The sequence below is a fragment of the uncultured Polaribacter sp. genome (assembly GCF_947497125.1).
Taxonomy (GTDB): Bacteria; Bacteroidota; Bacteroidia; order Flavobacteriales; family Flavobacteriaceae; genus Polaribacter.
Genome location: NZ_CANMFI010000004.1, coordinates 65522 through 78856 on the forward strand (window position 1 = coordinate 65522; position 13335 = coordinate 78856).

The following is a 13335-nucleotide window of genomic DNA, read 5'->3' on the forward strand; positions in this document are numbered from 1 at the left end:
AAATACATGATACGAGTTTAATATTTTGGATAGCTTTTGCTATATCCCGAAATAAATTCGGGATTAATTCAACTTACAATTTTTAGTGCGTCTGCGACTTCTAAAATCAGCACAAAAAAAACTCGCATCAAATACATGATACGAGTTTAATGTTTTGGATAGCTTTTGCTATATCCCGAAATAAATTCGGAATTAATTCAACTTACAATTTTTAGTGCGTCTGTGACTTCTAAAAATTGAGTTTCATTAACCTACTTCTTCTTGTGTTCTTAATCTTTGAACATATGAAGCTTTTATTCTTTGAGCTCTATTTGCTACAGATGGCTTTGTAAAGTTTTTTCTGTTACGTAGATTTTTCATTGTTTTCGTACGATCGAATTTTCTCTTGTAACGCTTTAAAGCTCTATCTATATTTTCTCCTTCTTTAATTGGTATAATTAACATAAGTTGGCACCTCCCTTCATAAGTATCTTTATATTTTGAATAGTTTTTAAACTATTTGTTTTATTTTTTGGTCTGCAAATGTAGTTATTAATTACGAATTACAAATTTTTAATTAAATTATTTTTAAGCCTAGTATTTGCGTTAGGGATTGAAACGGCATCCTTTTTTGTGTTTTTCAAAAAAGATACAGTGTAAAGCCCGACCTTTTTAGGTAACGCCCTTATACTTAAATAATAAAATTTACTGAAAGCTTTTTAACTCGTAGTTCTACTATTAGGTTGCTGGTTTATACTCTTTATTATCGATTACCATTTTTGCAATAATCTCTTTTAAAATCTCTGAAGTACCACCACCAATAGGCCCTAACCTACTATCTCTTAACAAGCGTGCCATTGGATACTCTTCCATATAACCGTAACCACCTAACAATTGCAATGCATCGTAGATAACCTCGTCTGCCATTTTTGTAGACAATAATTTAGACATACTTGCTTCTTTTACCACATAAGTACCCTGATCTAGTCTTTTGGCTATAGAATAGTTGTATTCTCTACACATATCTACTCTACTTGCCATCTCTGCGATTTTATGTCTTAATGCCTGAAATTTATCTAAAGATTTGCCAAAAGCAACTCTTTCTTGCATGTATTTTATTGCATAATCTACTGCATATTCTGCTCTGGCATGTGCGTTTACCCCCATTAACAAACGCTCTAAAGCAAAGTGCTGCATAATGTACGGAAACCCTTTTCCTTCTTCGCCCATTAAATTTTCTGCAGGAATTACTACGTTGTCAAAAGCAATTTCTCCGGTATCAGATGCTCTCCAACCTAGTTTGTCTAATTTGGTTGCAGAAATACCCGGAGTATCTCTATCAACAACAAAAATGCTTATTCCTTTGTATTTGTCTGAAGGATCTGTTTTTGCAGCAATGATTAAATAATCTGAATAAACTCCGTTTGTTATAAACGTTTTAGAACCATTTAAAACGTAAGTATCTCCTTTTTTAATTGCTGTAGATCGCATTCCTGCAACATCAGAACCACCAAATGGCTCTGTGATACATAAACACCCTATTTTTTCTCCGGTGACACTAGGTACCAAATATTTTTGTTTGATAGCCTCTGTACCCTCTTTATTTAAGTGCGTCATTGCTAAATACTCGTGCGCCCACATTGCAGCTGCAAATCCACAAGAGTTTATTTTCTGCATTTCTTCTAAAAAGATAATGGTATAAAAAAGATCTAAATCTAAACCTCCATAGGCTTCTGGAGTAGACAACCCAAAATAGCCCATTTCGCCAAATTTTTGCCAAATAAAACGATCTATTGTACCCGTTTTTTCCCACTTTTCTATATGAGGAACTACTTCTTTTTGTAAAAAATCTTTAAAACTTGCACGAAAAGCTTCGTGCTCTTCAGTAAAATACATACTGCTCATATTATAATACAGATTTATCTTGTTTATTTAGCCTCCAAATATAAGACTATTCTATGATACTTTTCTAAAGGAAAGCCTTCGATATTTTTTAATTCGTTGATATTTTGGAGTTCTGCAACCTCATCTCTGTAACTGAATATTTTTTTACACAACTCATAATCTATATATGGATTCTTAAGTAGTTCTTTAAATAAAACCGTATTTACGTTCTGTTTTACCAACGTTGGCTGAATGCTAATTTTAAAGACTTTTAAAACATTATCTGCAACATTTTTTTCTAAACCCCAAACTTCATAAAGTTGTTCTTCAAGAGAAAAACCCTGTAATTTAGAACGATACTTAATAATGCGTTCCGAGAAAGCAGGTCCTATTCCGTTTATACTTTGTAAATCTGTAGCCGTAGCATTATTTAAATCTGAAGTAGATATGGATGTTTTAGGCTTTTTAGTTTTAGTGTTTAAGGAGTTTGAAGACTTATTGCTGCCTTTTTGCTGCTGATGGTTACGAACTACCCAATCTGGAAATTTAAAGTAAATTGAAATAGCTGCTAATAGTGAATCTGACACTTGCGTTACTCGCTGAAATTCTGCTGCCGAATTGATGAATTTATTAGTTTTACGGAATGCAAAAAGACGGTCTATTTCATCTAAAGACATCCCTAATTGATGTCCTTTAAAATCTGTAATATAGTTAGGATTAAAAGGATAGATTTTAGGTTGCCTCTCTTTTAAAGCAACTGCTTTTAAACTGTCTATTTCTTTTTGAAATGCGACTAAAGTTTTAGAGGGAACAATTATTTCATCTGAAGAAAATCGAAAAGAAACAATAACAATCTGAACTGCAACAATAAGTATCATTAAAAAGAAAACCCCATTTCTTTGGCTTTTGTTATACCAGAAATGGGGTTTAAAAATGTTCATATTTTTTTATGCGCTAGCTTCTTTTTCTTCTTTGCCAGCTTTTATAGCAGACATGTATTTATTTAATTCTTCTTTAACTTTAGGTGCTAAAAGTATTAAACCAATCATGTTTGGCACCATCATAGCAAATACCATTGCATCAGAAAAACCAATTACAGAGCCTAGACTAGCCGCTGCACCGATTACAACAAAAATACAAAAGATTACTTTGTAAGCATATTCCATTTTTTTAGATCGACCAAAAAGATAAGACCAACCTTGAAAACCATAATAAGACCAAGAAATCATAGAACTAAATGCAAATAATACTACTGCAATAGTTAATACATAAGGAAACCAAGAAATAGCAGATTCAAAAGCTCCTGATGTTAATAAGATTGCTTGTGCATCATTTAAAGAAGCATTTTCTGCTGTTACATTTCCGGTAATAATTAAAACCAAAGCTGTCATAGTACAAACAACAACAGTATCTATAAAAGGCTCTAATAAAGCTACCATACCTTCACTTGCTGCATATTTAGTTTTTACTGCCGAATGCGCTATTGAAGCAGAACCAATACCTGCTTCGTTTGAAAAAGCTGCTCTTCTAAAACCCTGTATCATAACTCCGATAGCACCACCTGCAATTCCTTCTGGACTAAAAGCTCCATTAAAAATCTGAGAAAAAGCATCTCCAATCATATCGTAATTTGCAAAAATCACAAATAATGCAGCTGCTACATAAATTGCAACCATAAAAGGCACAATTTTATCAGTTACTTTGGCAATTTTTTTAATTCCTCCGATAATTACAATACCAACAAGAATAGACATCACCAAACCAAACAACCAACCTTTACCGTGTAAAACAGAAACTCCACCAACTGGCGTTGTAATGTTTTCTACTAATTGAAATGCTTGATTTACCTGAAACATATTCCCACCTCCAAAAGAACCACCAATTACAAAAATTGCAAATAAAGCGGCTAAAATTTTTCCTAAGGTTTTATTTTTTAATCCTTTTGTTAAGTAGTACATCGGACCACCGTAAACAGTACCATCTGCTTCAATATCTCTATATTTTACACCTAAGGTACATTCTACAAACTTAGAAGCCATTCCTAAAAAACCTGCTACAATCATCCAAAAGGTTGCACCAGCACCACCAATAGAAACTGCAATTGCAACTCCTGCAATATTACCCAAACCTACTGTTGCAGATAATGCTGCCGTTAAAGCCTGAAAGTGAGAAACCTCTCCTTGATGACCTTCTACTCTTATTGTATCAGGATTATCTCCTTCTTTTGTTTTAGACACATTGTTAGATACCTCTAAGCCTTTTTTACCATTGCCTTCTAACGCATCATATTTACCTCTAACAATATTAATTGAGGTAATAAAACCTTTAAAATTGATGAAATTAAAGTAAAATGTAAAGTATAAAGCTCCCAAAATTAACGGAAACAAAACCCAGTAAATGCTTACTGTATCTGTAAAAGGTATTTGATAAAAAATAATATCAACAAACCAACCTGTAGCATTTCCAAAAGCTTCATCGATTTTTTGATCTAAACCTTTTTCTTGAGCAAATGTTAAAAATGGTGTAACTAAAAATAGTAGTGATAGAAGTTTTTTATTCATAATAAAATTTAATTAGTTTATTTAGTAAGTCGCAATATCATAAAAAATTGCTCTTTTAACAAGTTTTAAGCGTAAAATCTATATTTTACAAACTGTTTCTCTTAAATCTTTGTAAATCTTCTTTAAAAGGTTTTGGATAAAACCCTAAAACAGTATTTGTTTTTGTTAAATTAAAACCTGTTTTTGCTGGTCTTGCCGCTTTTTGATTTAGATATTTAGTTGAAATTGGCTTTATAAAACTTGCATCTAATTCATAGACTTCTGCTATTTGATGGGCTATTTCATAAATACTTAACAACTGGTTTGATGAAATATTAAAAACACCTGTAGCTTTTTTATCCATGGCAAGTTTGCAAGCCATTGACAGATCTTCTACATAAGTTGGTGTTCTATACTGATCATCTACAATGGTTATTTCTTTTTTCTTTTCTAACATTTCTTTTACCCAAAGCACAATGTTATTTCTACTCATATCAAACACCTTGCCATACACTAAAATAGTTCTTAGAATAGTGTAATCTATATTTGATTTTTCTAAAACTTGTTCTGATTTTAATTTAGAAAGTCCGTAATAACTTAACGGATTTGGTGCATCTGTCTCTTTGTAATTACCTTGTTTACCATCAAAAATAAAATCTGTAGAAATATGCACCACATGTGCGTTTATTTTTTGTGAAGTTTCTGCCAACCATTTCACAACGGAAACATTTAAAACATCGCAAGCTTCTTTCTCTGACTCACAAGCATCTACTTGTGTCATTGCAGCTGTGTTAATAATATAGTTTGGTCTAATTTCGGTTAACGCATTTTTTAACTGATGTTCTTCTGTAATATCAATCGCTTTGTATTCAAAATCTTCTCTACCACTTCTATTAACCCCTCTAGAAAACCCGTATACCTGGTATTTTTCTTTCTCCTTTAACAACAATGCTAAAAGAGATTGCCCCAACAATCCGTTGCTTCCAGTTATAACTACTTTATTCATATGTAAATTTAATAATAGATGTTTGGATTGATTTTATTAAAAACTTAAAACAACTCTCTTAGTTTTATAATTTGTGCAGGCCTGCCTAAAACAATCAAATGAGAACCTTCAATCAGTTTGATATCTGCCTCTGGATTGATTACATAATCTTTATCAGGATTTCTAAAGCCAATTACAGTACAACCAGTCTGTCTTCTTAAATCTAAATCTAAAATAGTTTGGTTGATGTATTTTTTAGGTAAATCATCTACTGCAATTTCTTCTAAATTTGCGGTCGTTTCTCCCTCGATAGTCAACCGATCTACAAATTCTATAACATCTGGTGTGGTTACTAAAGACGCCATATGGTTTCCTCCTAATTTATCTGGCATAATAACATTGTCTGCTCCTGCAATTTTTAGTTTGCTGTAAGAGCTTTCATTAGAGGCCCTACTGATTACTTTACAGTTTTTATTTAATTGACTTGCCGTTAACACCACAAACAAATTATCTGCATCTGATGGCAAAGCGGTAATTAAAAATGAGGCATTTTCTATTCCTGCTTTTAGCAAAGTTTCATCTAAAGTGGCATCACCATCAATATTTAAAATCCCCTCAAAATCTAAACCTTCTATTCTTTCTTTATTTTTTTCTATTACCACAAATTTCTTGTTGTAATTGCTTAGCTTTAAGATAGCTTGCTTTCCATTTCTACCATAACCACAAACAATCGTATGGCCTTTTAAACGTTGTATTTGCTTCTCCACTTTTCTGTGTTTAAAATGTTCAAATAATTTACCGCTTACCAAATATTCTGAAAATGCAGAAACCGCATAACCAAAGACAGTAATACTGGTTAAAATTAAAAATATTGTAAAAACTTTTTCTTCTGAAGAAAAAGGTTGCAGCTCTCCAAAACCTACTGTTGTAACTGTAATAACAGTCATATATAACGCATCAACAAAGCTGTAATGCGAAAGTAACATGTAACCAATAGTACCAATAGCAATTATGGCTATTACCAAGGCTACAATTTTATTTATTTTCGACTTTAAAATTACCATATATTAGAGATCAAAAACCGAACTTCTTTTGGTGTAAATCATATCTTTTAACTTTAATACAAAGGCCATCGTTAAATACAATCCAAAAGACAAACCTGCAGTAAAAAAAGTGACATAAATAAAATACAAACGCACATTAGAGGCCTGCATCCCTAACCTATCTGCTAATCTAGAGAAAACACCAAACCCATTTCTTTCAAAAAAATGCCTTATTGAATCTATCAATTTATTGTATTTTAAATATAGGGCAAGATACTATTTATAGTTTTGATTGCAATAGTTTTTAGAACACAAATTTTAATTGAAGTACTTCTTAAAAGCTTCCTAAGAATCACATTTAAAATTGTTCTTTTTTTAAATTAGTATTGATTAACTTTGCTTTTTTCCAAAAAACAAGCACCTTTTGAAAGACCAAGAATACATTGAAGTTTACGGAGCAAGAGCTCATAACCTAAAGAATATTGATGTTAAAATTCCAAGAGAAAAACTAGTTGTAATTACTGGTTTAAGCGGTAGCGGTAAATCTTCTTTGGCTTTTGACACTATTTACGCAGAAGGTCAAAGACGTTATATTGAAACATTTTCTGCGTATGCACGTCAATTTTTAGGTGGCTTAGAAAGACCCGATGTAGATAAAATTGACGGTCTTTCGCCTGTAATTTCTATCGAACAAAAAACAACTAATAAAAGTCCGCGCTCTACAGTTGGTACCATCACAGAAATTTATGATTTTTTAAGGCTTCTTTTTGCAAGAGCTGCAGATGCTTATTCTTACAATACCAATCAAAAAATGGTAAGCTATTCTGATGAACAGATAAAAGAGCTAATCTTAAAAGATTTTGATGGAAAAAAAATAGCTGTTTTAGCTCCTTTAATCAAATCTAGAAAAGGGCATTACAGAGAACTTTTTGAGCAAATTTCTAAACAAGGTTTTGTAAGAGTTCGCGTAGACGGAGAAATCAAAGAGATTGAAAAAGGCATGAAGCTAGACCGTTACAAAACTCATGATATTGAAGTTGTAATTGATAGATTAGCCGTTAACAATTCCATAGAAAAAAGACTAGAAGAAACCATAAAAACTGCTTTGTATTCTGGCAATAACATTATGATGGTTATTGACATTGAAAACAATACACCGCGTTACTTTAGTAGAGAACTTATGTGTCCTACATCAGGAATTGCCTATCCAAACCCAGAACCAAATACATTTTCTTTCAATTCTCCTAAAGGTGCTTGCGATACTTGTAATGGATTGGGAATTACCAATGAAATCAATTTAAAAAAAGTACTTCCAGACGATACCATTTCTATAAAAAACGGCGGAATTGTTCCGCTTGGGGAACAAAAAAATAGTTGGATTTTTAAACAAATTCAAAACATTGCAGAACGCTATCAATTTAAGCTAACAGACCCAATAAAAGACATTCCAAAAGAAGCTTTAGACATTATTTTAAATGGTGGTAATGAGTCTTTTGAGATTGAATCTAAGGTTGTAGGTGTTAGAAGAAATTACAAAATAGATTTCGAGGGTATTGTAGCTTTTATAAACAATCAATACGACCATGCGGAAAGCACTTCTATAAAACGTTGGGCAAAAAACTTTATGGATGAAGTAACCTGTGGCACTTGTAACGGAAAACGCTTAAAAACAGCAGCACTTCACTTTAAAATTACTGATAAAAACATAAGTGATCTTGCACAAATGGATGTTGCAGAATTGGCAAATTGGTTTCAAAATATAGAACAAAAACTCTCTACAAAGCAACAAACAATTGCCACAGAAATTTTAAAAGAAATTAGAACTAGAATTCAGTTTTTACTTGATGTAGGATTGGATTACTTAACTTTAGACAGAACCTCTAAATCACTTTCTGGTGGCGAGGCACAAAGAATTCGTTTGGCAACCCAAATTGGCTCTCAGCTTGTGGGTGTATTGTATATTCTAGATGAACCTAGTATTGGTTTACATCAAAGAGACAATGAAAAATTAATAGATTCTTTGGTAAAACTTAGAGATATTGGCAACTCTGTTTTGGTGGTAGAACATGATGAAGACATGATGAAAATGGCCGATTTTGTTTTAGACATTGGCCCTGGCGCAGGAAAACACGGGGGAGAAATTGTAAGTATTGGCACCTACAATGAAATTATTAAAACAAAAACGCTAACCACAGATTACTTAACAGGTATTAAAAAGATTGAAGTTCCTAAAAAAAGACGCGAAGGAAATGGCAAAACCATCACCTTAAAAGGAGCCTCTGGCAACAATCTTAAAAATGTTTCTGTTACTTTTCCACTCGGGAAAATGATTTGTGTTACAGGTGTTTCTGGTAGTGGGAAATCTACCTTAATTAACGAAACCCTATACCCTATTTTAAACGCACATATTTATAGAGGTGTAAAAAAACCAATGCCTTACAAAAAAATTGAAGGCTTAGAAAATGTAGACAAAGTAATAGACATAGACCAGTCTCCTATTGGCAGAACACCTAGATCTAACCCAGCAACCTACACAAAAACTTTTGACGAAATTAGAAGTTTGTTTGCAAAAACACCAGAAGCAGCTATTAGAGGATACAAACCCGGACGCTTTTCTTTTAATGTAAAAGGTGGACGTTGCGAAACTTGCCAAGGTGGTGGTGTGCGAGTTATAGAAATGAACTTTTTGCCAGACGTACAAGTAGAATGCGAAACCTGTCAAGGAAAACGTTTTAATAGAGAAACACTAGAAATTAGATACAAAGGAAAATCTATTTCTGATGTATTAAATATGACCATTGAAGATGCTACTGATTTCTTTGAAATGATACCTAAAATTCATAGAAAATTAAAAACTATTAAAGATGTCGGCTTGGGTTATATAACACTGGGTCAGCAATCTACCACTCTTTCTGGTGGTGAAGCACAACGTATAAAATTGGCATCAGAATTATCTAAAAGAGATACAGGCAACACTTTCTATATTTTAGATGAACCTACAACAGGACTCCATTTTGAAGACATTAGAGTTTTAATGGAAGTCTTAAACAAATTAGCCAACAAAGGAAATACCGTTTTAATAATTGAACACAATTTAGATGTTGTAAAACTAGCAGATTATGTAATTGATGTTGGTATGGAAGGTGGTAAAAAAGGTGGCGAAATTTTAACAACAGGCACACCAGAAGAAATTGCCAAACATACAACGAGTTATACTGCAAAGTTTTTAAAGAAGTTGCTTTAATTAGAAAATTCAATTAAAAGAAGTAATTTAGCTAACTGCAATAAAAAAAAGAAAAAAATGACAAACGACGATAGAAAAATAAAAGAAAAACTACAACCAAAAACTTGGAACGAAATAAAAACAAACGACTCTTGGGCTATTTTTAAAATAATGGCCGAATTTGTTGAAGGATATGAAAAACTGAGTAAAATTGGTCCTTGTGTTTCTATTTTTGGCTCTGCAAGAACAAAACCAGATCATCCATACTACAAACTAGCAGAAGAAGTTGCATTTAAATTGACTCAAAATGGTTATGGTGTAATTACAGGTGGTGGACCCGGAATTATGGAAGCTGGTAACAAAGGTGCCAACCGAGGAAAAGGAACTTCTGTAGGTTTAAACATCGATTTGCCTTTTGAGCAACATGACAATCCTTGGATAGATCCAGGTAAAAGTTTAGATTTTGACTACTTTTTTGTTAGAAAAGTAATGTTTGTTAAATACTCTCAAGGTTTTGTAGTAATGCCAGGTGGTTTTGGCACTATGGATGAACTTTTTGAAGCGATTACCTTAATTCAAACGAATAAAATAGGGCGTTTTCCGATTATTTTAGTTGGCACAAAATTTTGGGGCGGTTTGTTAGATTGGATTAAAAACACCCTTTTAGAAGAAGGTAACATCTCTGAAAAAGACTTGAACCTTTTTAGAGTTGTAGATACTGCTGATGAAGCAATAGATCACTTAAATAAATTCTACGCCAAGTATCAATTAAAACCAAACTTTTAAGAATACGATTAATAACACGATAGATAAATCAGAAATAAAATAAAAATTAAAAAATTGAAAAGACGTTATTACATATTTACAATATGCTTACTAGCGTCTTTTTTTTGTTATTCTCAACAAAATGAAATTCAAATAAAAGCCGTATTAGACACAACAAAAGAGACGCTAAAAATACAGCAAGAAATTATTTTTTACAACACTTCAGATACTGTACTAAATAAAATATACCTTCATAATTGGGTAAATAGTTATCGAGATAGAAAAACCCCCTTATCTAAACGATTAATTAAAGATTTTAAAAAAGACCTTTACTTTGCCAAAGAAAAAGAACTTGGCTCATCAACAATAGTTAGTCTTTCTGTAAATTTTGAAACTGCTACTTTTAACGAATTAAAGGAACAACCTGATATTATAGAAATACTTCTTGATAAACCCCTTTTACCAAAAAAAGAAGTTAAAATAGCTGCAACCTATATTGTAAAAATACCAAATGCACGTTTTACCAAATACGGCAAGACAAAAAATGGCTATCATTTAAGATATTGGTACCTAACACCTGCTATTTACAAAAATGGCTGGCAGTTGATGAGTAACTTAAACTTAGATGATTTACATGAAAAGAATAGTAATTTTAAAATAGAAATAGACTTACCAAAAGAGTATGTCTTAGAATCTAACCTCTATCAATATAAAAACCATAAAGAAACAAAGAAAAATTACTATTTAGTAGGTAAAAATAAGACAGACATAATTTTAAGCATCAACAAAGAAGCAAAATTAAAATCATATAAAACGGATAGAATTAACGTTTATTCAGACATAATTCCCAATGATTTAAACAAAAAAATAAGCACCAGTATTTTAAATAGAGAATTACATTTTATTGAAAAGTATCTAGGGAAATACCCTCATTTAGAAATTTATATCGATAAAGTAACCCAAAGTAAAAATCCGATTTATGGTTTAAATCAACTACCTGACTTTATAAGTCCTTTTTCAGAAAATTTTAAGTGGGAGATTACGATGTTTAAAGCATTAACAAAAAGGTACTTAGAAAACACAATACTTATCAATAAAAGAAAAGATTACTGGATAATCGATGCAATTCAAAATTATTTAATGATTGAGTATATTGAAACTTATTACCCAGAAATTAAACTTTTAGGAAAAGCCTCAAAAATATGGCCATTAAAAACTTTTAATTTTTCAAAATTAAAATTTAATGACAAATATCCATTTGTATATCAGTTTACTGCACGTAAGTTTTTAGATCAAGCATTAAACACCTCTGCAGACTCTTTATCTAACTTTAATAGAAAAATAATTAGCAAATACAAGGCTGGTCTTGGTTTTCGCTTCTTAAAAGGATATTTAGGAGATAGTATTTTAAACAATACTATTAAAGAGTTTTATCAAAAAAATAATTTAAAAATAACAGATAGCAATCAGTTTCAAAAATTATTAGCAAGCAAAACAACAAAAAAATTAGACTGGTTTTTTAATGATTACATTAAAACAAATAAAAAAATAGACCACACAATTACAACAGTTTTAAGTGAAAAAGACAGTTTTGCAGTAACTGTAAAAAATAAAAGAAATAGCACAACTCCGGTTGCCATTTACGCTTTAAAAGAAGACGAAATTATACATAAAAAATGGGTTTCAAACATCGATAGCACTAAAGTGATTAAATTCAAAAAAGACAACTATGATACTTTTGTTTTAAATTATGAAAACTTATACCCAGAATTAAACACCCTAAATAATTGGAAAAAAATTGATAAGAAAATACTGAACAAACCTTTAAAATTATCATTCCTAAAAGACGTAAGTTCTCCTAAATACAATCAACTATTTTACCAACCAAATATTGATTATAATTTTTATAACGGTTTAATATTAGGCTTACAAATACATAACAAACCATTTATTAAAAGAAATTTCGATTTTAATATCGCCCCTTACTACGCAACAAAAAGTAATACTGTTATTGGGCAATTTGCAGTAAATTACAATCAATTTTTCGAGAAAACTAAAATCTATAAAACTACTTACGGCCTTGTTGGTGGCACCTCTGATTACGCACCAAATCTATCTTACAAATCTTTAACACCTTACGTGAATGTTATTTTTAAAAGAAAAAGCTTAAGAGACGCAACATCAGAGTTTTTAACTGCAAAATTAATTCATATCGATAAAGAAGTTGCCCCAAATATCCTTAAGACAGAAAGAGATAATTATAGCATACTTAGCTTAAGCTACAACTATAGCAACCCAGATATTATTAAAGAATTTAGGTATAAGATTAGTACAGAATTTGCTAAAAACTTTTCTAAAGCAGCACTAGATCTTAGATTTAGATCACTTACATCTACTGATACACAACTAGATTTTAGATTTTTTGCAGGAGTATTTTTTAACAATAACACTACAGATGATTATTTTAGTTTTGGCCTAGACAGAAGTAATGATTATTTATTTGAATTGAATTACCTGGGTAGATCTGAAAGTACTGGTTTTTTTAGCCAACAATTTGTAATTACCGAAGGTGGTTTTAAATCAATATTACCAGTAAGATTTGCAAATCAATTTATGGCTTCTAACAATTCGAGTATCGGCTTATGGAAATGGGTAGAATTTTACAATGATGTTGCTTTTCTTAAAAATAAAAACAGCCCTATTTATTTTGCTTATGAAAACGGAATTCGATTTAATTTTGTACATGAAATTTTCGAAATTTATTTTCCTTTATACTCTAATAATGGCTGGGAAGTAGCACAAGAAAGATACCCTCAAAAAATACGCTTTTCTATTTCTTCGGATGTAAAATCTATTTATAATTTTTTTAGGCGTGGATTGTTCTAAAAACAACAAAAATAACCAATAGCATTCGTT

10 protein-coding genes are annotated in these 13335 nt (G+C 31.4%); 3 read left to right on the forward strand and 7 right to left on the reverse strand.

What is annotated here, in order from left to right:
- Positions 1 to 246: 246 nt before the first annotated feature.
- The 7 genes from rpsU to Q0678_RS07325 all read right to left on the reverse strand — a co-directional run bounded on the left by rpsU (position 247) and on the right by Q0678_RS07325 (position 6677).
- A complete protein-coding gene (gene rpsU / locus Q0678_RS07295) occupies positions 247 to 444 on the reverse strand; it encodes a 30S ribosomal protein S21 (RefSeq protein WP_036785174.1) in 198 nt (65 codons plus the stop codon).
- A gap of 273 nt (positions 445 to 717) precedes the next feature.
- Positions 718 to 1884: an acyl-CoA dehydrogenase family protein gene (locus Q0678_RS07300; RefSeq protein WP_299055966.1), complete on the reverse strand. Its 1167-nt coding sequence runs from the start codon at positions 1882 to 1884 to the stop codon at positions 718 to 720.
- A 23-nt stretch (positions 1885 to 1907) separates the two neighbouring features.
- On the reverse strand, positions 1908 to 2804 hold the full coding sequence (locus Q0678_RS07305) for a helix-hairpin-helix domain-containing protein (protein ID WP_299055968.1): 897 nt from the start codon (positions 2802 to 2804) through the stop codon (positions 1908 to 1910).
- 6 nt (positions 2805 to 2810) lie between these two features.
- Positions 2811 to 4424, reverse strand: a complete 1614-nt coding sequence (locus Q0678_RS07310; protein ID WP_299055971.1) for a sodium:alanine symporter family protein — start codon at positions 4422 to 4424, stop codon at positions 2811 to 2813.
- Between the two features lie 85 nt (positions 4425 to 4509).
- Positions 4510 to 5409, reverse strand: a complete 900-nt coding sequence (locus Q0678_RS07315) for an SDR family oxidoreductase (protein WP_299055973.1) — start codon at positions 5407 to 5409, stop codon at positions 4510 to 4512.
- 44 nt (positions 5410 to 5453) lie between these two features.
- The gene (locus tag Q0678_RS07320; protein ID WP_299055975.1) at positions 5454 to 6452 is read right to left on the reverse strand and encodes a TrkA family potassium uptake protein; all 999 of its coding nucleotides are present in this window, start codon (positions 6450 to 6452) and stop codon (positions 5454 to 5456) included.
- 3 nt (positions 6453 to 6455) lie between these two features.
- Positions 6456 to 6677, reverse strand: coding sequence for a PspC domain-containing protein (locus Q0678_RS07325; protein WP_299055977.1), 222 nt, complete (start codon positions 6675 to 6677; stop codon positions 6456 to 6458).
- 178 nt (positions 6678 to 6855) lie between these two features.
- Here Q0678_RS07325 and uvrA point away from each other — a divergent pair, with 178 nt between their 5' ends.
- Genes uvrA through Q0678_RS07340 form a run of 3 tightly spaced genes read left to right on the forward strand, consistent with a single transcriptional unit; the run spans position 6856 to position 13305 of the window.
- Complete coding sequence (uvrA, locus tag Q0678_RS07330; RefSeq protein ID WP_299055981.1) at positions 6856 to 9675, forward strand: excinuclease ABC subunit UvrA; 2820 nt, start codon at positions 6856 to 6858, stop codon at positions 9673 to 9675.
- Between the two features lie 57 nt (positions 9676 to 9732).
- Entirely contained in the window at positions 9733 to 10440 is a 708-nt protein-coding gene (locus tag Q0678_RS07335; RefSeq protein ID WP_299055984.1) for a TIGR00730 family Rossman fold protein, read from the forward strand.
- A gap of 54 nt (positions 10441 to 10494) precedes the next feature.
- Positions 10495 to 13305 (forward strand): aminopeptidase, encoded by a 2811-nt coding sequence (locus Q0678_RS07340; RefSeq protein WP_299055988.1) that lies wholly within the window; start codon positions 10495 to 10497, stop codon positions 13303 to 13305.
- Positions 13306 to 13335 lie beyond the last annotated feature (30 nt).